Here is a 22346-nt window from a genome sequence, read left to right on the forward strand (position 1 = left end):
TGGGCAGGGTGGTCGCGCGGCGCGTCCGGGCGTTGCGCGTCAGTTCATTGGCAGATGGCTGCTGAACGTGGAGAGCTGCCAGAACAGGGTCAGCAGGGCGATCGGTGCGATATAGCGCAGGGTCAGGCGCCACACATGGAAGGCGGCTGTGGGCCGTCCCATTTCGTCGCGGGTGATCGCGACCGGCAGGATCCATCCGGCAAACAGTGCGATCAGCAGGCCGCTGACCGGCAGCAGGATGTTGATGGCCGTGTGTTCCAGCAGGTGGTAGAGCGTCGGCAGTTCGCGCCCCAGCACGACCAGGTCGATCTGGGTCCAGCCGGCCCCCGTGAAAGAGAATATCGTGATCAGGCTGAAACCCCAGACGGTCAGCGCGCTGCCCAGGGCGGCCTGCAGGTTGGAGATGCCGAAGTGGTCGTGCAGCAGGTGCACGAATACCTGGACGTTCGCGATCATGGTGCTGAAGGCCGCCAGGCTTAGCGTTACGAAGAACAGCGTCGTGAGCAGGACCCCTGCCGGGATCGCGGACAGGGCCAGCGGCAGGGCCTCGAACATCAGGCCGGGCCCGGCGGCGGGATCGAGGCCATAGCCAAAGACCACCGGGAAGATCGCGACCCCTGCGATCAGTGCGATCACGGTGTCGGCGATCGCAACCCCGATGGCCGTGCCGGCGATGGAGGTTTTCCTGGGAAGATAGGCGCCAAACATCATCAGCACGCCGGCTGCCAGGGTCATGGTAAAGAACGCGTGCCCGACCGCGATCAGCAGGCTGTGTCGGTCGAGGGCGGAGAAGTCCGGGCGGAACATGAAGTCCAGAGCGGTTTCGGCGTCGCCGACCCAGAGACCGCCAACCATGGCGGCCAGCAGCAGCCCGAACAGCAGCGGCATCACCAGTGCTACACCGCGTTCCAGCCCGTTGCGTAGCCCCAGGGCCACAATCGCGAAGGTCGCCGCAAGGACCAGTGTAGTCCACAGCAGCATCCCCGGAAGCGATGTCTGAACGCCTTCGAAGATCGCGATGACCTCGGGCGCGTCTACCCCGGCGAAGGCCCCGCTGGCGGCCCGTGGCACATAGGAGAAGACCCAGCCGGTGACCACGGCGTAGAAGGTCATGATCACGAACAGGGCGATGATCCCGACCCAGCCAACCATCTGCCAGGCGTCGCGGACGCGCGCCTCGCGGGCGACGGCCAGTGCCGCGTACCCCGGAGAACGGCGCCCGCGCCGTCCGATCATGACCTCGGCCATCATGATCGGGATTCCGATCAGGGCAATGGTCAGCAGGTACACGGCCAGAAAGGCGCCGCCGCCGTTCTGGCCGAGGATGTAGGGAAACTTCCAGATGTTGCCGAGCCCGACCGCCGAGGCGGTGGCGGCCAGCACGAACGCATAGCCATGCGTCCAGCGCTGCCGGGTGGCGACGATGTCCATCAGCGGTGGACTGAAGGTCGGGTCAGGTAATCACATCGGGTTGGTCGCGCCCGGTCAGGCCCGGCAGGTCACCCAGCCGCACGGCAGCCTCGATCAGCGGACGCAGCAGCTCCTGCGGCTCGCGGTCCAGGTGCTCCGGGTGGGTCTCGTACTGCTCGATGTAGATGCGCAGGGTCGCTCCTTCAGTGCCAGTCCCGGAGAGACGGAACACGATGCGCGCGCCGCCCTCGAACAGGACCCGCAGGCCCTGGTGCTCGGTCACGCTGCCATCCACCGGGTCGCGGTAGGCGAAGTCGTCCGCCTCCGTGACACGCATGCCGGCGAGCGACTGCCCCGGGAGGCTCGAGAGCTGTTCGCCGATGCGCGCCATCACCTGTTCGGCGCGGGCGGTGTCCAGCCCTTCGTAGTCATGCCGCGTGTAGTAGTGGCGACCGTAGTCGCGCCAGTGATCGCGCACGATCTCTTCCACCGACTGGCGGCGGGCGGCCAGCAGGTTCAGCCAGAACAGCACGGCCCACAGGCCATCCTTCTCGCGCACATGATCGGAGCTGGTGCCAAAGCTCTCCTCGCCGCACAGGCGGATGCGGCCGTCGTCCAGCAGGTTGCCGAAGAATTTCCAGCCGGTGGGTGTCTCGAAGCAGGGGATGCCGAGCGCCTCGGCGACCACGTCCACCGCCTGGCTAGTCGGCATGCTGCGCGCCACACCCTTCAGCCCGTTGGAGAACGCGGGGATCAGGTGGGCGTTGGCCGCCATGATGGCCAGGCTGTCGGACGGCGTGACGAAGAAATTCGGGCCCAGGATCAGATTGCGGTCGCCGTCGCCGTCGGAGGCCGCGCCAAAGTCCGGCGGGTTGCGCCCGTACAGGGCCTCGCACAGCTCGCGGGTATGGGCCAGGTTCGGGTCCGGGTGGCGTCCGCCGAAATCGGCCAGTGGTTCCGCACGCAGCAGGGTTTCGGCGGGGGCGCCCAGGCGGTTGATCAGGATTTCCTCGGCGTAGGGCCCCGTGACCGCATGCATCGCGTCGAAGCGCATGCGGAAAAAGTCCGAGCGCAGCAGTTCGCCGATGCGTTCGAGGTCGAACAGTGTCTCCATGTGGTCGGCGTAGGCACCCACGGGGTCGACGACCTCGATCGACATCTCGCCGAGATGGGTGGTGTGCAGATGATCGATATCGACGTGCGGCGTGCCGCTGGCGATGCGGTAATGGGTGAGCGACTTGCTGTGCTCGAAGATGGCATCGGTGACGCCGGGCGGTGCGGGCCCGCCGTTGGCCGTGTTCAGCTTGACACCGAAGTCTCCCTCCGGCCCTCCGGCGTTATGGGAGGCCGAGAGGATGATGGCGCCGGTGGCACCGCGCGAGCGGATCAGGTGGCTGGCGGCCGGGGTCGACAGGAGTCCGGCATAGCCGATCGCGACCTTCTTGACGTCGTTGGCCGCGGCCATGCGCAGGATGGTCTGGATCGCCTCGCGGTTGTGGAAGCGGCCATCCCCGCCGAGGATTAGCTCCCCTTCGCACAGGCTCGGGTGTGCCTCGAAGATGCTCTGGATGAAGTTTTCCAGATAGTGAGGCTGCCGGAACTGCCGTACCCGCTTGCGCAGGCCCGAGGTGCCGGGCTTCTGGTCGTTGAATGGCCGGGTCGTGACGACACTGATATCCATGAAGTCGTGAGTCCTTTTGGGTTGCACGCCGGGGATTCTCTTCTGGTTTGACGGTACCAAAAAGGGCTCGGGGTGTCCCGTGCCGGGCGAAGGGTTTGCGCATGGTTTTCGACACCCGCTGCGTGCCGCGCGCCTCGGAAGCGATGGATTCGGCTTGTATCGAGGCGGAAAGTCGATCGTGCAGAACCGGACATTATTCCTTGCGGGTACATTGGCCTGTGGTTGCCCGGGGGCTGTTAGACTGCGCGGCATGTTGCTGGATACCCGCACCCCCGCCCACCTCGAGCCGCGCCCGGTGACCTTCGCGGCGCTGATGGAGATGTACGAGGAGAACTACCTGTCCATACGGCGTCTGTGCCCCGAGTTGCACTGTCAGCCGGTGCACTCGGTCTCGCGGGTCGAGGGGGCGCTGGATCTGCATCTGGAGGTGCTGGAGCGCACGCGGTACACGACCACGCTGCGACTGACCTATGCCTTTGCCGGGCGCGATGAACCGCGCCTGCAGCCGGATGCCCGGGTGCGCCTGTTCCACGATGCGCGGCAGGCCGAGGTGCTGGGGCGTCACTGCCGGCGCAGCGGCGAGGACCTGGTGATCGACACGATCGCGGGGCACCCGGGGCTGGGCTGCCGCTGGCGGCATAACCGCTTTCTGTTCAAGTGGCTGCGCTACTGCTTGCGCCAGGGCCACCGCTTCTACCCGGACGCCACGCCCGCGCCGCTGGCGACGGACTAGTGCCCTGCCGGAGCAGGCTTGCCGGTCAGGTCAGAAGTTTTCGGTGGAGGTAAACAGGCCCACACGCAGGTCATGGGCCTCGTAGATCGGCCGGCCATCGACCTCGACGATGCCGTCGCCAATGCCGAGCACCAGCTTGCGCGAGATCACCCGCTTCATGTCGATGCGGTAGGTGACCTTCTTCGCGGTGGGCAGGACCTGACCGGTGAACTTCACTTCGCCCACACCCAGGGCGCGGCCGCGGCCGGGGTTGCCCAGCCAGGCCAGATAAAAGCCGACCAGCTGCCACATCGCGTCCAGCCCCAGGCAGCCGGGCATCACGGGATCACCAGGGAAGTGACAGGCGAAGAACCACAGGTCTGGATTGATATCCAGCTCGGCGATCATCTGGCCCTTGCCATGTTCGCCGCCATCGCTGTTGATCTCCAGGACGCGATCCATCATCAGCATGTTGGGGACCGGCAACTGGGCGTTGCCCGGGCCAAACATGTCGCCGTAGCCGCAGGCCAGGAGTTCGTCGCGATCGTACTGATTTTTCTGCATGGGGGGCGTCGCTCGGGGAAAAGCCCGGTATTGGACCGAAACCCGCGCCTAAAAGCAATTGTGCCGGGCGAGGGCGCTGGCCGCCGGGCGGCGCCAGAGACGCAAGAATCAGGCGTCGGACGGGTAGCGCAGCAGCTCGGCCAGGGTGTAGAAGCGCGACCCGCGCAGGTAGCCGGCCTGGATGTCGGCCACCAGGGCACCGGGGCGGCCCTCGGCGTCGCGCTCGGCGATCCAGGACGCGGGCAGGGTGTCTAGGATGTGCGTGCAGGCCAGTCGACCATCTTCCAGGTGGCTGGCATGCACCTCGCCCGTACCTCGATGACGGAACGCGGGCAGCCAGCCGGCGGTGAAGCCGGCATCCAGCCAGCCGGGTTGTTCCATGCGTTCTGGGCCGGCGATGGGAAGCAGGTCGGTCTGCAGCATTGGGATTCTCCGGAGATTTACCCTCCCTATCGGCGCGCTTGTCGCAAACTTGAGCCAGGGGGCGCGCACCGGATGGTTGGATCGGCCATAATCGCGGCGGGGAGAACCGGCGACAGGTGAGTGCCGGTTGCAAGCAGGGTAGGTGTGGGGCCCGGCGTGTCCGGGCGACAGGCAGGACCGACGAGGGGGTGGCGTGGCGATCACAATCCTGATGGTGACTCTGGCGATCGTGGTCGCCATCGTGCTGCTGGACTGGGCGCGGAATCCGGTGCGCACGGTGCTGCTTGCGATCACGGGCGGGCTGGTCCACCTGGTATGTGCGCTGCGCCGGCATCTCGTACATGTGCGGGATGCCGTGACCGGTTGGCATCGCCGGTATCTGGCACGGCTGGAGGCCGATCGTATCCACGGGGCGGTGGAGGCCCTGGAACGTCGGTATGCCCACCTGGTGGGGCATGACCTGGCGCAGATGCCGCAGCTTCGCCAGGAGTCCACCGAAACCTTGCGCGCCCTGCGCGAGGCCTACGAACGGGACGAGACCCGCCTGCTCGAGGAACCCGCCTGGGTAAGCCGTCTCGAGGCACTGGCCAGCACCCCCGTCAGTGATACCCCGCAGAGTCAGCGTCTCGCGCAGGATCTCCAGGAGACGATCCTGCGTATCGCGCGGCTGGGCATGGAGGAACACCGGCAGCTGGCGCAGGGCATGCTGGCCGCCCGGCGGCGGCTGGAGAGCCCGGTGGATCAGCTGGTCGGCCGTCTGGAGGGTCTGCAAAGGCGTCTGGGCGACCTGCAGCGTCAGGGGGGCCGCCTGGACCACGCCCTGACGCGCTGCGAGCAGACCGAGCCTTCGATCCGCCATCAGATGCCTTCGTATATCCAGGCCGTCAGCCAGGGTTTGCTGGGCCTGCTGGGGCTTGCGCTGACGGTGCTGGCGGTCACGGTGTACCACCAGCTCTTCGGGCCGCCGTTTGACGGGCAGTTCCCGGGTGCCGAGGACGCGGGGCCCGGGACGCTCTCGGATCGGATCATTGCGCTGCTGCTGGGGATTGCGCTGGTAAGCGGGTGGCTGCTGGCCGAGAGCCGCGGGGCGGTCCGGCTGCTGCCGCAGGCGGTGATGGAGCGCGACAACTGGGCCCGAATGGGCCTGGTGGTCACGGCATTGCTGGTGCTGGCCGCCGTGGTGGTGCTGTCGGGCCTGGCCGGTTATCACCTGGAGTGGGTCCGCTATCGCAACGATTTGCTGGAGACCCTGATGGCCGGGGAGGTCGCGCCACCGCCCACGCTGTACTGGACCGAGCAGATGGTTGGTGCGGCGGTCGGGCTGGTGGTGCCGCTGGTGGTGGCGCTTGCGCCGCTGTGGCTGGTCTCCCTCCTGCAGGCGATACGGGTGCTGGTCGGAGGGCTTCTTGGCATCCTGCTGGCGCTGCTGACGGGTGTGCTGCACCTGCTTGCCGTGATTGCATTGCAGCTGCGCAGGCTGCTGCCGGCCCTGTTCGAGCTGGTCACATTCCCGGCGCGCGCGGTGCGCGAACGGCTCGCGGACCGTTCGACGTCGGCCCGGGATGCGGATGCCGGAGTGTGACGCGGATCACCCCGCAGGCGGTGCGTTGCCGCGAGCCACGAATGCCACTGTAGAATGCGCCCCCGGCCATGCAGGCGACGTTGACTCCATGGTCGGATCAGGCAACCAGGCGAGAGGCAGGACATGGGCATGCAGATGCAGCGGGTGATGCGCGGACTTACGGTATCCGGGATTCTGATCCTGGGCGGCTTGACCGCGACGGCGGTGATGGCCGAGACCACGCGTTTCGTCAGCGACGAGCTGGAGGTCGGGGTGCGGAATGGCACCGGGCCGAACAGCCGCATTATCAGTTCAGTGCGCTCGGGTCAGGAGGTCACGGTGCTCGAGGAGAGCGGCGATGGCCATACCCGTATTCGCCTGCCCAGCGGCACCGAGGCCTGGATCCTGACCCGTTACCTGCAGGACGAGCCGCATTCCCGTGAGCGCCTGGAAGAGGTCGAGGCCGAGCTGGCCGAGATTCGCTCGGGTGCGGACGACCAGGAAGGCCGGATTGCCGAACTGCTGGATACCCGCCGCGAACTCGAAGCCGAGCGCGATGGCCTGGAGACGCAGGTGGCGGACATGGAGTCCGAGCTCGAGGAGCTGCGCGACGTCGCGGAACGGCCGCAGGAGATCCAGCGCGAAAACCGGCGCCTGGAAAGCGAGCTGGTAGAGGCCCGTGATTCCGCGGACGAGTATCGCCGCCAGGTGGAGGTGATGCAGGCCGACAGCCAGCGGCGGTGGTTCATGACGGGTGCGGCGGTGACGGTTGGCAGCCTGATTCTTGGCATTATCCTGACGCGCATCCCATTGCGCCGCCGCCGCAGCGACTGGTACTGATCCCCCCTTCCGTCTCCGGGGTTGCCCGGGGACGCGCGCCGAAACGTGCCCCCATACGCGTTTCTTGCGTGCCGGCGATCGAGCCATTAGGCTTTCGCAGCTGTTTTGAAGCCGTCGCCGGTGGTCCTTGGTGGCGGACGCAACTCCAGGAGCGTGATTCCGGGCAGGTCGTACGGGGTCACGCGGATAACGCCCGACGCAAAAGGACTCAGCTGGCCGGATGCTCTACGCAATTCTGTCAACATTCCTGGTGGCCGCGATCGCACCCGCGGTCCATCGTGTCACCGGTCGCGCCAGCGGCTGGGTGCTGGGGCTCCTCCCGGCCGCGCTGTTCCTCTATTTCCTGAGTTTCCTCCCTGCGGTCTCCGCCGGCGAGTCCATCGTGCTCAGCTGGCCCTGGCTGCCGGGGCTGGATATCCACCTGTCGTTCCTGGTGGACGGCCTGTCGCTGCTGTTCGCGCTGCTGATCTCGGGTATCGGGTTCTTCATCGTCACCTATGCCGGGCGCTATCTCGAGGGGCACCGCGACCTCGGGCGCTTCTACGTGATTATCCTGGCCTTCATGGGCTCCATGCTGGGGCTGGTGCTGGCGGACAACCTCATTGCGATGTTCGTGTTCTGGGAGCTGACCAGCATCACGTCCTATCTGCTGATCGGCTATAACCACGAGAACGCGGACGCCCGGAAGTACGCACTGCAGGGCCTGATTGTCACGGTCGGTGGCGGCCTGGCGCTGCTCGCCGGGATCATCATGCTGGCGATGGCCGGCGGCTCCTACGAGCTCTCCGAGATCCTGGCCAACGGCGATGTCGTCCGCGAACACGCGCTGTACCTGCCTTTACTGATTCTGATACTGATCGGGGCCTTTACCAAGTCGGCCCAGGTCCCGTTCCACTTCTGGCTGCCGCGTGCGATGGCCGCGCCGACGCCGGTCTCCGCCTATCTGCACTCCGCCACCATGGTGAAGGCCGGGGTGTACCTGATGGCGCGCCTGAATCCTTCGCTGGGTGGCACCGATATCTGGTTCACCACGCTCGCGCTGTTCGGCGCGATCACCATGTTCACGGGCGTCTTCCTGGCCTTCCGCAGCACGGGCGTGAAGCAGGTCCTGGCCTATTCCACCGTGATGGCGCTGGGCACGCTGACCATGCTGATTGGTATCGGCACCGAGACCGCGCTGATGGCCGCGATGGCCTTCCTGCTGGCGCATTCTCTGTACAAGGGCGCGCTGTTCATGGTCGCCGGCATCCTCGACCACGAGGCCGGGGCCAAGGACTTCCTGCAAACCGGGGGGCTGCGCACCGCGCTGCCGATCACGGCCGCCTTCGCGATTCTTGCAGCGTTGTCGCTGGGTGGGGTTATTCCGCTGTTCGGCTTTGTTGCCAAGGAGCTGATGCTGGAGTCGGTGCTCGAGGCACCGGGTCTGGTGGGTATCCTGACGCTGCTGGCGGTACTGACCGCGATCCTCGGGGTGGCGGTCGCCGCGATCGTCGGCATCCGGCCGTGGTTCGGGGCTCGGGTGGAAACACCCAAGACCCCGCACCACGAGGCACCGCCGGCGATGCTGGCCGGCCCGGTCGTGCTGGCGAGCCTGGGACTGATCTTTGGCCTTGGGCCGGGGCTGGCGGACGACGGGCTGGTCAACGCCGCGGCGGCGAGCGTGCAGGGCGCGCCGGTGGATGGTTACCTGGCGCTGTGGCACGGCATTAACTGGCCGCTGGCGATCTCCGCGTTCAGCCTGGTCGCGGGTGGTCTGCTCTACTGGCGCTGGGAGCAGGCGCGTCGGGCCCTGGCCTGGGTCGATCGGGCCGCTGAATACGGCCCGGAGAAGGGCTACTTCAAGATGATGGATGGCCTGGTCTGGATCTCCGAATGGCAGACCCGGGTCCTGCAGAACGGCTATCTGCGCTACTACGTGATCGTGATCGTCGCGATGACCGCGGGCCTGGTCGGAGTGACCGCGCAGCTGTTCAACGTGAGTGTCGGCACGGCGCACTTCGAGCGCCTGCAGATCCACGAGATGGCCATTATCGCCATCCTGGTGGCGTCGATGCTGTTCGCGGTGCTGACGCGCTCGCGTCTGGGCGCCGTGGCAGCGCTGGGCTCTCTGGGCTTTACGGTCGCCCTGGTGTACGTGCTGTACAGCGCGGCCGATGTGGGGATCACCCAGGTGCTGGTTGAGACCCTGACGGTAATCCTGCTGGTGCTGGTGCTGTTCCGCCTGCCGGGCTTCTTGAATCTGTCGTCTACCGCGCTGCGGCTGCGCGATGCCGGTATCGCGCTGGTCACCGGCGGCATGATCACGCTGCTGATGCTGAGCACAATGGATGCGCGCCTGTTCGACTCGATCTCGCAGTACTTCATCGAGGAGTCGGAGCCCTCGGGCTATGGCCGTAACATCGTGAACGTGGTGCTGGTGGACTTCCGGGCACTGGATACGCTGGGCGAGATCTTCGTGCTGGCCCTGGCCGCGATCGGGGTGTACGCGATGATTCGCTTCCGTGCGGAGGACCACCGCCGATGAACATGCACTCGCTGATCCTGCGCACGGCCGGGCACTTTCTGCTGCCGCTGCTGCTGCTGTTCTCCGTGTTCCTGCTGCTGCGCGGCCACGACGAGCCGGGTGGCGGGTTTATCGGTGGCCTGGTCGCGGCGGCGGCGATCGTGTTGTACCTGTTTTCCATGGACATCCGCTCCGCGCGCAAGGTGCTGCGCGTGGACCCGCGCGACCTGCTGGGTGCCGGCATGGTGCTGGCGGTCGTGAGCGCACTGCCCGCCGCCTTCCTGGGGCAGGCGTTCTTCACGGCCCAGTGGTGGGAATTCACGGCCCCGGTCTTCGGCGAGATCAAGCTCTCTACCGTGCTGATCTTCGATATCGGCGTTTATCTCGTCGTGATCGGGTCGGTGCTGACGATCATGCTCAACCTGGCGGAGGCAGAAGACTGATGGAAGTCGTCATGGCCTTCGTGGTCGGCGGTATGTACGCCGCGGCCATCTACATGATGCTCCGGCGCTCGATCGTCAAGCTGGTGATCGGCCTGGTGCTGCTGTCGAACGCGGCCAACCTGCTGATCTTTACGCTGGCCGGCATGCTGCCGGGCGCGCCGCCGCTGATCCCGCCGGGTGCCACGGTTCCTGAAGGGCTGTCGGCCGATCCGCTGGCGCAAGCCGTGGTGCTGACCGCGATCGTGATCGGCTTCGGCGTACTGGCATTCGCCGTAGTGTTGATACATCGCGCCTACGAGGTGGTGAAGGTCGATGATCTGGACCAGATGAAGGACACGGATCGATGAATATGTCCGTTGCCCTTCCGGTCATCATCCCGCTGCTCGCCGGCGCGCTGTCGGTGATGTTCTGGCGCTCGCATTTCGCGCAGCGTGCGCTGGGCGTGCTCGGCACCGGCGCCATGCTGGCGGCCACCGTCTGGCTGCTGTTGGAGACCTGGGAGAACGGCCATGTCGTGATGGAGATGGGCTCCTGGCCGGCGCCGTTCGGGATCGTGCTGGTCTCCGACATGCTGGCGGCGATCATGGTGATGCTGACTGGCATCATCGGCTTTGCGACCGCGATCTATTCGCTCTCGGGCATCGGCAAGATGTCGGAGAAGTTCGGCTACTACCCGTTGCTGCATCTGCTGCTGGCGGGCGTGAACGGCGCGTTCCTGACCGGCGACATCTTCAACCTCTATGTCTGGTTCGAGGTGATGCTGGTCGCGTCGTTTGCGCTGCTGATCCTGGGTGGCGAGCGCTCGCAGATGGAAGGGGCGATCAAGTACGTCACCCTGAACCTGCTGTCGTCGATGATCTTCCTGACTGCGATCGGCCTGACCTACGGCCTGACCGGCACGCTGAACATGGCGGATATCGGCGACAAGCTCTCCACGGTGGAGGACACCGGGCTGATCACCGTGATCGCGATGCTGTATCTGGTCGCGTTCGGGGTGAAGGCGGCGGCGTTCCCGTTCTTCTTCTGGCTGCCGGCCTCTTATCACACGCCGAAGGTCGCGGTCTCCGCGCTGTTCGCGGGCCTGCTGACCAAGGTTGGGGTGTACGCGCTGTACCGCGTGTTCACACTGATCTTCAACCAGGATGTGGACTACACCCACGAGATCCTCCTGTGGGTGGCCGCGGCCACGATGCTGACCGGCGTGCTTGGGGCGGCCGCCCACTACGAGTTCCGGCGCATTCTGTCGTTCCACATCATCAGCCAGATCGGTTACATGATCATGGGTCTGGCACTGTTCACACCGCTGGCACTGGTCGGTGGGGTGTTCTACATCATGCACCACATCATCGTGAAGGCGAATCTGTTCCTGATCAGCGGGATCACCTTCGTGATGAAGGGGACCCATGAGCTCAAACTGATGGGCGGGGTCTACCGGACGAACCCGATGCTGGGCGTGCTGTTCTTGATCCCGGCGCTGTCACTGGCGGGTCTGCCGCCACTGTCCGGGTTCTTCGCCAAGTTCATCATCATCCGCGCTGGTATCGAGGCCGAGGCCTACTGGGCGGTGGGCGTGGCTCTGCTGGTGGGTCTGCTGACGTTGTATTCGATGATCAAGATCTGGGCCGAGGTGTTCTGGAAGGCGCAGCCGGAGGGCGTCGAGGGCGAGCTCCGTGATGTCAGTTCGGGCCCGATGATCTGGATGTGGGTGCCGGTGATCATGCTGGCGCTGATGACCGTGGCCATTGGCCTGTACGGCGAGCCGATCTACCAGATGGCGGCGATGTCCGCCGAGCAGCTCCTGGATCCGTCGCAGTATATTGAGGCCGTGCTGGGAGAATCACGGCAATGATCGCGCTGACCTGGAATATCGCGCTGGCCCTGATCTGGGTGTTCCTGACCGGGAACTTCACAGGGGGCAATCTGCTGATCGGGTTCTTCCTCGGCTATGTCCTGCTGGCGTTCGCGCTGCGTGACAAGCCGGCCTTCGCGAGCTACGCGCGACGGGTGCCCAAGTTCATCGCCTTCATTGGGTTCTTCCTGTGGGAGCTGTTCCTGTCGAACCTGAAGGTCGCCTACGATGTGATGACGCCGACGCACCACATGGTGCCGGGCGTGATTGCCTTTCCGCTGGATGCGCAGACCGATGGCGAGATCACGATCGTCGCGAACCTGATCTCGCTGACACCGGGCACCCTGAGCCTGGACGTCTCGACCGACCGGAAGGTGCTCTACATCCATGTAATGTACCTGGAAGACCGCGATGCGGTGATTCGGTCGATCAAGTATCTGGAACACCGGGCCCTGGAGGTCCTGCGCTAGGCGCGGGGGACACAGATGTTCGAAATCGCCATCATCGTGGCCAATGTACTGCTCAGCATCTCCCTGGTGCTGGGGTTCTGGCGTCTCTATCTCGGGCCGACGCTGCCCGATCGCGTGGTGGCGCTGGAACTGATCGCGTCCCTGACCATTGGCTTTATCGCGGTGTACGTGATCTCCAGTGGCCGGACCCCGTTTATCGACGTGGCGATGGTGCTGGCTCTGACCGCCTTCCTCGCCGCGGTCGGATTTGCCCGCTATCTCGAGAAAGGGGGGCACCGCGAAGATGATTGAGCTACTGACGGCGCTGTTCCTGGTGTCCGGGGCCGCTTTCATGGTGGTGGCCGCGCTGGGGCTTGTCCGCATGCCGGATTTGCCGATGCGCCTGCACGCCACCACCAAGGCGGGTGTGCTTGGGGCCGGCCTGATGATGGTGGGGGTCGCCGTCTATTTCGGCGACGGGGGCGTGACCACCCGCGCCGTGGCAGTGATTGGTTTTCTGCTGCTGACGGCCCCGGTGGCCGCGCATGCGATCGGCCGTGCAGGGTATTTTGTCGGGGTGCCGTTGTGGGAACACACACGCTCCGACGAACTCAAGGGTCGCTACGACAACAAGACCCACACCCTTGCCTCGCCCCCGGAGATGAACGAGTCTTCCTCGGACGACGAACCCCGACGCTAAGTCCGACCTGGCTGGCATCATGGTCGGTCAGCCATAAAAAAGCCGGGACGCAAGGTCCCGGCAATGGGCACAGTCGCAGGAGAGAAATACGACTGGAGGTCACTCAGCCATCAGTGCAGGTTCAGGCCGCCTGATGGGTTTCCTTCGCCTCGCGAGCGGCCTTGGCCTCTTCCGGCGAATAGGCCGCGCCAGACCAGAGCATTTCGTAGGCAATCTCTTCGTTACCGTTTTCGCACAGCTCCAGGACCTCCTGGAACAGCGGCTGGAAGGTCTCGCTGCGATGCGAGGCTTCGTGTTCTTCGAAGCTGCGCCAGAAGGTGATGATCAGCGCCTCCTTGTCCTTCATCGGGCTCTCCACGGCCTGGCCGATGGTCGAGCCCTCGTTGGAGACGGCGCCGGAATTCAGCGCGACAAAGCCGCCGACGAAGCCGGTGTCCGAGTGATAGGTCTTTACGTTCTCGCACAGCATGGCGACGCGCTCCTGCAGGTCGTCGATGCTGTACTCCGGCTTCAGGATCACGCGGTTGATGGTGACGACGCCGTCGGCCGGGAAGTTGTGGATCAGCTGGCTCATGGTTGTCCTCCTTTCGGGAACGGGTACCCCTCGGTTGGGGCACGGCTTGTTGGTTAGTTTGTTACCAACTGCTGATGAATAGTTCCTGAGTAATCTAGTCAAGAAAAAATTCGGTGCAACAAACCCGCGTTCCTGTTCAGGCCTTGCGCGTCAGGGCAGGGCGGTCTACCTTGCCGACTTCCCCATCAGGAATGCGTTCATGGCTGATCGCGAACTGAAAGATTTGCTCTATGACCAGGTCGCCCGGATCGGCAAGGCGGCGTCCAGCCCGAAGCGGCTGGAACTGATCGAGATCCTGGTGCAGGGGGAGAAGAGCGTCGATCAGCTCGCGGCGGATGCCCAGATCAGCGTCAAGCTGGCCAGTGCCCACCTGAAGGACCTCCGCCAGGCCTGCCTGGTGGAGTCCCGGCGCGATGGACGGCGTATCTTCTACCGGCTGGCAGACCCACGTGTGGCCGATTTCTGGGTCGTGCTGCGCGAGCTGGCCGAGAGCCGCTTGCTGGAGTTGCAGGGCGCTGTGCGCGACATGGCGGCCAGTGCCGGCGACATGGTGCCGCTAGGTGGCCAGGAGTTGCTGGAGCAGGCACGCAAGGGTGAGTTGATCGTGCTGGACGTTCGTCCGGACACCGAGTACGCCACTGCGCACCTGCCGCACGCCCGGTCCATTCCTTTGCGCGAGCTAAAGCAGCGCCTGGACGAGTTGGCGCCGGATGTCCCGGTCGTTGCCTACTGCCGGGGCCCGTACTGTCTGATGGCGCGCGACGCCGTCGCGATCCTGGGTGAGCATGGCTTCCGCGCCGTCCGTCTGGATGACGGTGTGGCCGAGTGGCGCCACCAGGGGCTCCCTCTGGAGCAAGGCCCCGTCGATCGTTAGCCCCTGCCGTCACTGGTGGCTGCGTACTGTGTGCCGGCACATCGCGCCGATCCCGAGTTGTGAGTGCCCCGGTGGTTGCCCAAGCCCCAGAGCCTTGAAGAACGACCCATCGGGTTTTGGATTCCCTCTCGAAGAAGGGGTCTCAAAATGGACTTCCGGACGGGCCGTGCTATTCAGCCGGATCCGTCGATATTCGACCTGCCGTATTTGACATCCCCCCCTCAAGCAGAATAACTTCGTTCTAACGAACATTAGAATGAAAGATGCTCGTGGTGCGCCGATCGGCCGTCTGGCACGTACGCCGACCTTGCTAGCCGGCACCAGCCCCGCCTCCATTAGGCAAGGAAGCCGGTCCTGCCGCGACTCTCACGGCCCGGGTGCGCCACAGAGGACCCCTTATGAGCGAACCATTCAGAGCCGCGCAGGCCTATGAACACCTGACCCACGGGATTCGCGAGAACCTCGGGCAGTTTGGGCAGCAACTGATCCAGGTCTTCTTCGTGGGCCTGACGATCGGGATGATGCGCACCGTCATCCCGGCGCTGGCCGAGGACGAGTTCGGCGTGGCCGAGGGCTCGTTCATGCTGCTGACCGCGTTCGTCGTCGCGTTCGGCGTGGTCAAGGGCGTGCTCAATTTCGTTGCCGGGCGGCTGTCCGAACGCATGGGGCGCAAGACCGTTCTGATGCTCGGCTGGATGGCGGCCATCCCGATCCCGTTCATGATCCTCTACGCGCCATCCTGGAGCTGGATTGTGGCCGCGACCGTCCTGTTAGGCGTGAATCAGGGGCTCGCCTGGTCGATGACCCAGACCGCGAAGATGGACATCACCCGGGGCGACGAACGCGGCTTCACGATGGGCATGAACGAGTTCTCCGGCTATGTCGGGGTGGCCGTGGCCGGGATCGTGACCGGCTATATGGCCGCTGCCCTCGGGCCGCGCATGGGGGTGTTCGTGTTCGGCATAGTCGTGATCGCGATCGCGGTCCTGATGACTGCACTGTGGGTGCGCGAGACCCTGGACTGGGCCAAGGCCGAGGGGGCCCGGCATGCGGCCGGGCAGTCCACCGGGCCACAACCGCGCTATCCCAAATCGATCGCCGATACGCCGACCACCTGGGAGGTGTTCACGCTGATGTCCTGGCGTGACCGGCGCATGGCCGCGTTCAGCCAGGCGGGCCTGGTGGAGAAGTTCGTCGATGCCCTGGTCTGGGTGTTCTATCCGGTGTTCCTGTATCAGCAGGGGCTGAGCCTGGCCGCGATCGGCTGGGTCGTGGGGATCTACGGCTTTGTCTGGGGTGGCTCGCAGTTCGCCACTGGCAAGCTCTCCGACCATGTGGGGCGGTTGCAGCCCATCGTTTGGGGTATGTGGATCTGCGGTGCGGGCGTGGCCCTGACGCTGCTCGGCGAGGGGGTCGTCTGGTGGTCGTTCGCGGCGGCCGTAACCGGCCTTGGGATGGCGCTTCTGTATCCCAACCTGAGCGCGGCGGTCGCCGATATTGCCCATCCGAACTGGCGCGGCTCGGCGATCGGTACTTACCGCTTCTGGCGGGACCTGGGCTATGGCATCGGTGCACTGGCCCTGGGGATCGTTGCCCACATCGGGGGTTCGGTCACCTGGGGCTTCTGGTTCGTGGCCATCGCCATGTTCCTGTCCGGTGCGCTGGTACTGCTGTGGGGGGAGGAGACCCACCCGCGGCTGAATCCCGAGAAGGATTAGGCACCCGCCGCGCGCCTACCAGCGCGCCTTGTCCCACATGCCCGGGTTGGCCCAGAAGCGGGCATTCAGCCAGTCGGGCGTCAGCTTGTAGTCATACAGGCTGGTGCGGTAGACCGCATGATCCGGCACGGCGGATTCGGCGTCCGGGTCCCGGCGAAAGCCCAGCGCAAGAAACTCGTTCAGCCCCCAGCGTTCATCGTCCAGCCGATGCAGGATCAGCACCTCGTCCGCCCAGCGATCCCGCAGCCCGCCGAGCAGGTTCTGGCCGGTCGGCCTATCCAGCGCGCTGAGGGTGTCCAGCAGCAGGACCAGTGGCACGCGGGATTCGGGCGGGTGTTCGAGAAAGTCCTCCACGGTGATCTGTTCCAGCCCCGGTGGGCTGTCCGGTGGCTTGGCCCCGGCCGCGAGCAGAACAGCCCGGCCCTCGCGCAGGCGGCGCGGCAGATGTCGGCGCAGGGCATCAATGTCGATCAACGCAGGCCTCCTTGGTAATTCCCGTCGCCTGTGCCGACGGCGTGTTCGTTATACTCTAAATGACTCCCACTGCTACTGCGGACCCGTTAGAAGGAAGCCCCTCATGTCCAAGGAACTGCTGACCGAATTCCTCTCCAAGCACCCGATCTCCGCGTCCCTGACGCCTGCGGAGGTGGAAGTCCTGCTCGAATACCTGGAGGTGGTGGAGACCCACCACAAGCAGGTGATCGCGGATATCGGCGAGGTGGGCGAGTCGCTGTTTTTCGTGGTGAGCGGGACGGCCGCGTTGTATCACGACGACGGCAGCCAGGAGATCGAGGTGGGCCGCATGCAAACCGGCGAGCTGGCCGGGTCGATGTCGTTCTTTGACCGGGTGCCGCGCGGCGTGCGCATGCGTGCGCTGAGCGACAAGACGCGGCTGCTGCGCCTGTCGCGCTCGATGTACGACCGCCTGCGTGTGGAGAACCCGTATATCGCGGTGAACCTGCTGGAGTTCGCGATCATCAGCCTGGATCACCTGATCCGCCGTGTCTCGGAGGACGTGGCGACCTACGCCCACTACCTCTACTCCCCGGGCAAGAAGTAAGCCCCCCGGGACCGCCCATGCTCGCGTCCCTGCAAACCATTGCGGAACACCTGTTGTTGCCGCCGGGGCTGGGTATCGCCCTGACGGTGCTGGGCGTGCTGTTGTGGCGGGCCGACTGGCGTGGTGGCCGGCCGCTCCTGGCGCTGGGGCTGCTGGCGCTGGTGCTGCCCAGCCTGCAGGTCGTGGCACAGCCCCTGGCGGATACCCTCGAGCGCGAGGTGCGCGACAGCGTACTGGCGACCGGGCGGGCGGATGCGATCGTCATCCTGGGCGGTGGCCGCTGGGTGGGGCGCGCGGAGGACGCCGGACACGACGCCCTGAACCCCCGCACCCACGAGCGTGTGCGCGAGGGCGCGCGGCTGCATCGTGCCACCGATCTCCCCATTGTGGTCTCGGGCGGGGTACCGAGGGCCCTGCCCGGGCGGCGTTCGGAGGCCGAACTGATGGCCGCGACCCTGCAACAGGATCTCGGTGTCTCGGCACGCTGGCTCGAGAACACCTCGCGCAACACCTGCGAGAATGCCACGCATACACGCCAGCGCTTGCAGGGGCAGGGCGTGGATACCGTGCTGGTGGTGACCCAGGCGATGCATCTGCCGCGGGCCCTGGAGTGTTTCGAGCGCGCCGGGTTCGACGCCTACCCGGCGCCCGCCGGTTTCCGCGGTGCCACCGGTGACCCGCGTAGCCTGCGGGACTTCCTGCCCACGACCGAGTCTATCGAGACCTCGCGCTTTGCCCTGCGCGAGTGGCTGGCGCGGGCGGCGTTGCCCCTGCGCGAGCGTCAGCGCGGCAGTTCGGGAGACTGAGGCCCGTGCCCCGTCCGGTGCGCTGGATACTGGCGGGGCTTTGCGCGGGCGGCATCGTGGCGATGCCGTTTCCAGTGCTGGCCGAGTCCGATGTGTCTTTTGGGGCCGATCTGAACATCGAATCGCTGATGCACGAGGCCCTAAGCGCCGAGGGGCTGAGCTCCCGCATTGGCTGGCGTGACGGGCGCCTGAGCCTCGAGCTGCGTGCCGAGCGCATCGAGCTGCCGGAGCCGGTGGGCACCCTGACGGCCGCGCGGGTGGAATGTACCGAGCTGCGCCTGACCCGGCGCGAGGTGGTCTGTGACGACGCGCGTCTGTGGGGACGCTCGGGCGACCTGCGACTGGACGGGCACCCCCTGTCGCTGGCCTGGGGCCGCGACAGCGGCGATCTCCGACTGGCTGGGGACTGGCCCGGTTGGTTCGGCGGGCGCGGGAGCCTGCGCGCGGATTTCGCCCCCGAACGCGGCTGGGATGTCGATGCCCGGTTGCGAGGATTGGATCTCCAGGCGCTGGCCGCATTCGACCGCTTGCCTCTGGAACTCCCCGTCGCCGTCGACGGGGGACGGGCGGACCTCGATCTGCGGTTGCGTCCGGATGGCCGGCTCACCGCACGTCTGGGGTTGGAAGATGTTGCGTTCAGCGATCCGCTGGGCCTGCAGGCCGGCGAGGAACTGCGCGGCCAGGCGCAGTTGTCCGGGGACGGCACGCGCTGGGACCTGGATCTCGCCCTGGAGGGTGGCGTGATCTACATCGACCCGTGGTTTGTGGACCTGGACGACGAGGGGCCGGTGGAGATTTCCCTCAATGGGTTGGAGGGAGACCCCGGGCCCCTGACGTTCCGGATGGATGTCCTGGGTCTGCGCTACGGCGCTGCGCTGGAGGCTCGCGGCGAGGCGGTGGCCTACGATCCGGAGGCGGGGCTAGATGGCGTATTTCACGGGCGGGTCCATGCGCTCGCCCCAGTCTACGATTCCTTGTTGGCGCCCTGGCTGGCCGGGACGGTACTCGGCGATCTGGCCACCGGGGGGCAGATCGCAGGGCATGTGGAGCTGGCGGGCTCGCAGCCCCGGCGCGCGGATCTCGAGTGGGCGGAACTGGATGCCAGCGACCGGCGGGGGCGTTTCGGCCTGGCCGGTGCGCGCGGGGCACTTGACTGGTCGGCGGACGAGGCGGGCAGCCCCGGGACCTTCGCGTTGGATGCCGCGCATCTGTATGGGCTGCCGTTCGATGCGTTCGAGGCGCAGGTCCGGGCCCTGCCAGCCGGCATGGAGCTGCTGGCCGAAACCGAGATCCCGATCTTCGATGGCGGGTTGCGGGTCGGGGCCTTCGAGTTGCGCCAGACCGACGCAGGACCGGATGTGCGTTTCGAGGGTGGTATCCGCGCGATCAGTCTGGAGCCACTGACCGAGGTGCTGGGCTGGCCGCGATTCTCCGGGCGGTTGGCCGGCATGATCCCCCGGGTGCGCTACGAGCGGGGGGATCTGAACGTCGATGGCCGTTTGCTGGTCCAGGTGTTCAACGGCGAGGTGGTGTTGCGCGATGTGTATATCCACGACCTGCTGGGCTATGCCCCGGAGCTGGGCCTGTCGGCCGAGATCCAGCGGCTGGATCTGGATCCGTTGACGCAGGCGTTCGACTTCGGTCGCGTCCAGGGCCGTATCTCCGGGCATGTGCGCGATCTGGTGATGGTGGACTGGTCGCCGGTGCGCATGGATCTGGAGTTGATGACGCCGGAGCGTGATCGCGGGCGCCGACGGATCAGCCAGCGGGCGGTGGAGAACATCACCGAGCTGGGCGGAGGGCTGCAGGCCGCGGCTTCGTCGGTCTTCCTGCGGGTGTTCGAGAACTTCAGCTACCGCCGTCTCGGGTTTCGCTGCGAGTTGCGTGGCGAGGTCTGCACCGCCTCCGGCGTGGCCGACCGTCCGGATAGCGGCTTCGTGCTGGTGCAGGGCGGGGGCATCCCGCAGATTCAGGTGATTGGCTACAACCGCCGGGTCGACTGGCCCGAACTAATCAACCGCCTGGCGACCATCCAGGCCGGAGATGGCCCGGTGGTGCAATAAGCGGCTTGGCGTTTGGTTACCGTTCAGGGTGTTGGTGTAGATTGGGCATCATGCGGGTTGAACCGCCTCGACAAGGGAAGTACGGCATGAAGGCTTTATGGAGTGTTCCGGGATTGGCGCTGGTGTTCGCTCTGATGGCGGGCTGCGTGACCATCAATATCTATTTCCCGACGGCCGCGGCCGAGGAGGCGGCGCGCGCGATCGTGCGCGACGCGCTGCAGGTCGAGGAGGGTACCCGGGAGCCGGAAGCGTCGTCTGAAGCCGAGCCCGGTGCGATGCTGATGCCGCGCAACAACCCGGCGAACGCCAACCTGCCGGTGCTGGCCTGGGTGCTGGATCGACTGGTGAGCCCGGCCTCCGCGCAGAGCCCCGACCTGCAGATCCAGACCCCCGCGATCAACCGTATCCGCGCCTCCATGCGCGAGCGGGCGCCGCAGCTCGCGCCGCATTTTCGCAGCGGGGCAATCGGCTTTGGGCGCAACGCCGATGTGGTGATCCGTGATTTGTCCGAGGTTCCGCTGCGCGATCGCAGTACCGTGCAGCGGCTGGTGAGCGAGGAAAACTCGGACCGCGACTCGCTTTACCGCGAGATCGCGCGCGCGAACGACCGCCCGGACTGGGAAGACCGGATTCGCGAGACCTTCGCCCGGGTCTGGGTGGAAGAGGCGCCCTCCGGTTACTGGTACCAGGACCGCAACGGCCAGTGGCAGCAAAAATAGCCCGCTCATGAGCCTGCCAGGCACAGGGAGTGGTTCGTGCCGGCGCTGACGCTGGCCGAACGCATCGAGGCCCAGCGCCAGCGTCTGGTATCGCTGGTGCAGGATACCGACCTGACGCGGCTCCCGCGCTGGAAGGCCCTGCTGCTCGGGATCGTGCGGGGTGCGGGCGCGATCGTGCACGAGGCCAAGGAAGGCCAGCTCACGCTGCGCGCGATGAGTCTGGTCTATACCACGCTGCTGTCCATCGTCCCGCTGATCGCGTTGTCGTTCTCCGTACTCAAGGCCTTCGGCGCGCACAACGCAGTCGAGCCGGTGGTGCTCGGGTTTCTCGAGCCGCTGGGGGAGCAGGGGGTCGAGATCGCGAACAACGTGATCGAATTCGTCGACAACATGCGGGTCGGCGTCCTCGGTTTTGTCGGTCTGCTGTTCCTCGTCTACACCGTGATCGCGCTGGTGCAGAAGATTGAACTGGCGTTCAACACCATCTGGCGGGTCGAGAACAGTCGCAACTTCGCCCAGCGCTTCTCCAACTACCTGTCGGTGATCCTGATTGGTCCGCTCCTGGTGGTCTCCGCCCTGGGTATCACCGCGACGGTGATGTCCACCACGGCCATGCAGACTCTGGCCGGGATCGAGCCGTTCGGCACGCTGATCACTGGCGCCTCGCGCATGGTTCCGTATCTATTGATCATGGCCGCGTTCACTTTCATCTACGTGTTTGTGCCAAACACTCGAGTACGGTTGTTCCCGGCCCTGGTTGGGGCTGTTGTGGCCGGCTTGCTGTGGCAGAGCGTGGGCTGGGGGTTCGCGACCATGGTGGCCGGTTCCACTCGCTATGACGCGATCTATTCGGGCTTCGCGATCATGATCCTGTTGCTGATCTGGATCTATCTGGCCTGGCTGATCCTGCTGATCGGGGCCAATGTGGCCTTCTACGTACAGCACCCCGAGTACATGACGGTGCGCGGCCTGCGCCTGCGCCTGTCCGGCGCGGCGCGTGAACGCATGGGCCTGCATCTGATGCAGCAGGTGGGTCAGCGTTTCCTCGACGGCCGCTCGCCGCCAACACTGGACCATGTGGCGCATGACCTGTCAGTGCCGGGCAATGCCCTGGGCGAGGTCGCGCAGGCGCTCGAGTCGGCGGGCCTGCTGGTGCGGGCCGGCACCGATGCCACCTGTTATGTGCCGGGCCGTGATCTCGAGCGGATCCGGGTGGACGAGATCCTGGAGGCCCTGCGCCAGGATGCAGATGCCCGCGCCCTGCGCCGTTTGCAGGGCGACCCGGCAGTCGAGGCCACGCTGGAGGAACTGGAGACCGCACGCCGTGACCGCCTGGACGGGCGTACGCTGCGCGACCTGTTGAAAAGCGAGGGGGCCGCAGCGGCGGCCACCTGATT

At 65.9% G+C, this 22346-nt stretch carries 23 protein-coding genes; 17 read left to right on the forward strand and 6 right to left on the reverse strand.

The genetic code is table 11. The features are described from left to right. Positions 1-39: 39 nt before the first annotated feature. Positions 40-1431: a sodium-dependent transporter gene (locus tag F467_RS0106045; protein ID WP_018138672.1), complete on the reverse strand. Its 1392-nt coding sequence runs from the start codon at positions 1429-1431 to the stop codon at positions 40-42. 22 nt (positions 1432-1453) lie between these two features. Next, positions 1454-3091, reverse strand: coding sequence for an alpha-D-glucose phosphate-specific phosphoglucomutase (locus F467_RS0106050; protein WP_012982155.1), 1638 nt, complete (start codon positions 3089-3091; stop codon positions 1454-1456). Positions 3092-3341: 250 nt separating this feature from the next. Between F467_RS0106050 and F467_RS0106055 the strand changes: the two genes are divergently transcribed. Continuing rightward, positions 3342-3824, forward strand: coding sequence for a DUF1249 domain-containing protein (locus F467_RS0106055; RefSeq protein ID WP_012982156.1), 483 nt, complete (start codon positions 3342-3344; stop codon positions 3822-3824). Between the two features lie 30 nt (positions 3825-3854). Here the strand turns inward: F467_RS0106055 and fabA are convergent, their stop codons facing one another. Both fabA and F467_RS0106065 read right to left on the reverse strand, forming a co-directional pair. Then, positions 3855-4367 (reverse strand): 3-hydroxyacyl-[acyl-carrier-protein] dehydratase FabA, encoded by a 513-nt coding sequence (gene fabA, locus F467_RS0106060; RefSeq protein ID WP_012982157.1) that lies wholly within the window; start codon positions 4365-4367, stop codon positions 3855-3857. 108 nt (positions 4368-4475) lie between these two features. Next, the gene (locus tag F467_RS0106065) at positions 4476-4790 is read right to left on the reverse strand and encodes a hypothetical protein (RefSeq protein ID WP_012982158.1); all 315 of its coding nucleotides are present in this window, start codon (positions 4788-4790) and stop codon (positions 4476-4478) included. A gap of 193 nt (positions 4791-4983) precedes the next feature. Here F467_RS0106065 and F467_RS0106070 point away from each other — a divergent pair, with 193 nt between their 5' ends. The 9 genes from F467_RS0106070 to mnhG all read left to right on the forward strand — a co-directional run bounded on the left by F467_RS0106070 (position 4984) and on the right by mnhG (position 13135). Then, positions 4984-6372, forward strand: a complete 1389-nt coding sequence (locus F467_RS0106070) for a hypothetical protein (protein ID WP_012982159.1) — start codon at positions 4984-4986, stop codon at positions 6370-6372. A 129-nt stretch (positions 6373-6501) separates the two neighbouring features. Beyond that, entirely contained in the window at positions 6502-7191 is a 690-nt protein-coding gene (locus F467_RS0106075; protein ID WP_018138673.1) for a TIGR04211 family SH3 domain-containing protein, read from the forward strand. Positions 7192-7411: 220 nt separating this feature from the next. Next, entirely contained in the window at positions 7412-9715 is a 2304-nt protein-coding gene (locus F467_RS0106080) for a putative monovalent cation/H+ antiporter subunit A (protein ID WP_018138674.1), read from the forward strand. Then, a complete protein-coding gene (locus tag F467_RS0106085; protein WP_012982162.1) occupies positions 9712-10137 on the forward strand; it encodes a Na+/H+ antiporter subunit B in 426 nt (141 codons plus the stop codon). The genes F467_RS0106080 and F467_RS0106085 overlap by 4 nt, the downstream gene beginning before the upstream one ends. Beyond that, positions 10137-10484 (forward strand): Na+/H+ antiporter subunit C, encoded by a 348-nt coding sequence (locus tag F467_RS0106090; RefSeq protein WP_012982163.1) that lies wholly within the window; start codon positions 10137-10139, stop codon positions 10482-10484. Before F467_RS0106085 ends, F467_RS0106090 begins: the two co-directional genes overlap by 1 nt. Continuing rightward, on the forward strand, positions 10481-11986 hold the full coding sequence (locus tag F467_RS0106095; RefSeq protein ID WP_018138676.1) for a Na+/H+ antiporter subunit D: 1506 nt from the start codon (positions 10481-10483) through the stop codon (positions 11984-11986). The genes F467_RS0106090 and F467_RS0106095 overlap by 4 nt, the downstream gene beginning before the upstream one ends. Beyond that, on the forward strand, positions 11983-12456 hold the full coding sequence (locus F467_RS0106100; protein ID WP_012982165.1) for a Na+/H+ antiporter subunit E: 474 nt from the start codon (positions 11983-11985) through the stop codon (positions 12454-12456). The genes F467_RS0106095 and F467_RS0106100 overlap by 4 nt, the downstream gene beginning before the upstream one ends. Before the next feature lie 15 nt (positions 12457-12471). After that, on the forward strand, positions 12472-12747 hold the full coding sequence (locus tag F467_RS0106105) for a cation:proton antiporter (RefSeq protein ID WP_018138677.1): 276 nt from the start codon (positions 12472-12474) through the stop codon (positions 12745-12747). Next, on the forward strand, positions 12740-13135 hold the full coding sequence (gene mnhG, locus F467_RS0106110) for a monovalent cation/H(+) antiporter subunit G (RefSeq protein ID WP_018138678.1): 396 nt from the start codon (positions 12740-12742) through the stop codon (positions 13133-13135). The genes F467_RS0106105 and mnhG overlap by 8 nt, the downstream gene beginning before the upstream one ends. Before the next feature lie 121 nt (positions 13136-13256). On the opposite strand, the gene F467_RS0106115 is transcribed toward mnhG, so the two are convergent. After that, a complete protein-coding gene (locus tag F467_RS0106115) occupies positions 13257-13709 on the reverse strand; it encodes a hypothetical protein (RefSeq protein WP_017925939.1) in 453 nt (150 codons plus the stop codon). A gap of 199 nt (positions 13710-13908) precedes the next feature. Between F467_RS0106115 and F467_RS0106120 the strand changes: the two genes are divergently transcribed. Continuing rightward, positions 13909-14583: a metalloregulator ArsR/SmtB family transcription factor gene (locus F467_RS0106120; protein ID WP_018138679.1), complete on the forward strand. Its 675-nt coding sequence runs from the start codon at positions 13909-13911 to the stop codon at positions 14581-14583. A 398-nt stretch (positions 14584-14981) separates the two neighbouring features. Continuing rightward, positions 14982-16301, forward strand: a complete 1320-nt coding sequence (locus F467_RS0106125; RefSeq protein ID WP_018138680.1) for an MFS transporter — start codon at positions 14982-14984, stop codon at positions 16299-16301. A 15-nt stretch (positions 16302-16316) separates the two neighbouring features. Here the strand turns inward: F467_RS0106125 and F467_RS0106130 are convergent, their stop codons facing one another. Continuing rightward, positions 16317-16775: a DUF6231 family protein gene (locus F467_RS0106130; RefSeq protein ID WP_018138681.1), complete on the reverse strand. Its 459-nt coding sequence runs from the start codon at positions 16773-16775 to the stop codon at positions 16317-16319. A 103-nt stretch (positions 16776-16878) separates the two neighbouring features. On the opposite strand from F467_RS0106130, the gene F467_RS0106135 reads away from it, so the two are divergent. The 5 genes from F467_RS0106135 (at position 16879) to F467_RS0106155 (ending at position 22344) form a co-directional block, all read left to right on the forward strand. Beyond that, positions 16879-17361, forward strand: a complete 483-nt coding sequence (locus F467_RS0106135; RefSeq protein ID WP_012982173.1) for a Crp/Fnr family transcriptional regulator — start codon at positions 16879-16881, stop codon at positions 17359-17361. A 17-nt stretch (positions 17362-17378) separates the two neighbouring features. Continuing rightward, the gene (locus tag F467_RS0106140) at positions 17379-18167 is read left to right on the forward strand and encodes a YdcF family protein (RefSeq protein WP_018138682.1); all 789 of its coding nucleotides are present in this window, start codon (positions 17379-17381) and stop codon (positions 18165-18167) included. Between the two features lie 62 nt (positions 18168-18229). Further along, a complete protein-coding gene (locus F467_RS0106145) occupies positions 18230-20230 on the forward strand; it encodes a hypothetical protein (RefSeq protein ID WP_018138683.1) in 2001 nt (666 codons plus the stop codon). Positions 20231-20316: 86 nt separating this feature from the next. Then, positions 20317-20949, forward strand: a complete 633-nt coding sequence (locus F467_RS0106150) for a YdbL family protein (RefSeq protein WP_038038620.1) — start codon at positions 20317-20319, stop codon at positions 20947-20949. A gap of 36 nt (positions 20950-20985) precedes the next feature. Then, complete coding sequence (locus F467_RS0106155) at positions 20986-22344, forward strand: YhjD/YihY/BrkB family envelope integrity protein (RefSeq protein WP_018138685.1); 1359 nt, start codon at positions 20986-20988, stop codon at positions 22342-22344. Positions 22345-22346 lie beyond the last annotated feature (2 nt).

It is taken from the genome of Thioalkalivibrio sp. ALJ12, assembly GCF_000378305.1.
Taxonomy (GTDB): domain Bacteria; phylum Pseudomonadota; class Gammaproteobacteria; order Ectothiorhodospirales; family Ectothiorhodospiraceae; genus Thioalkalivibrio.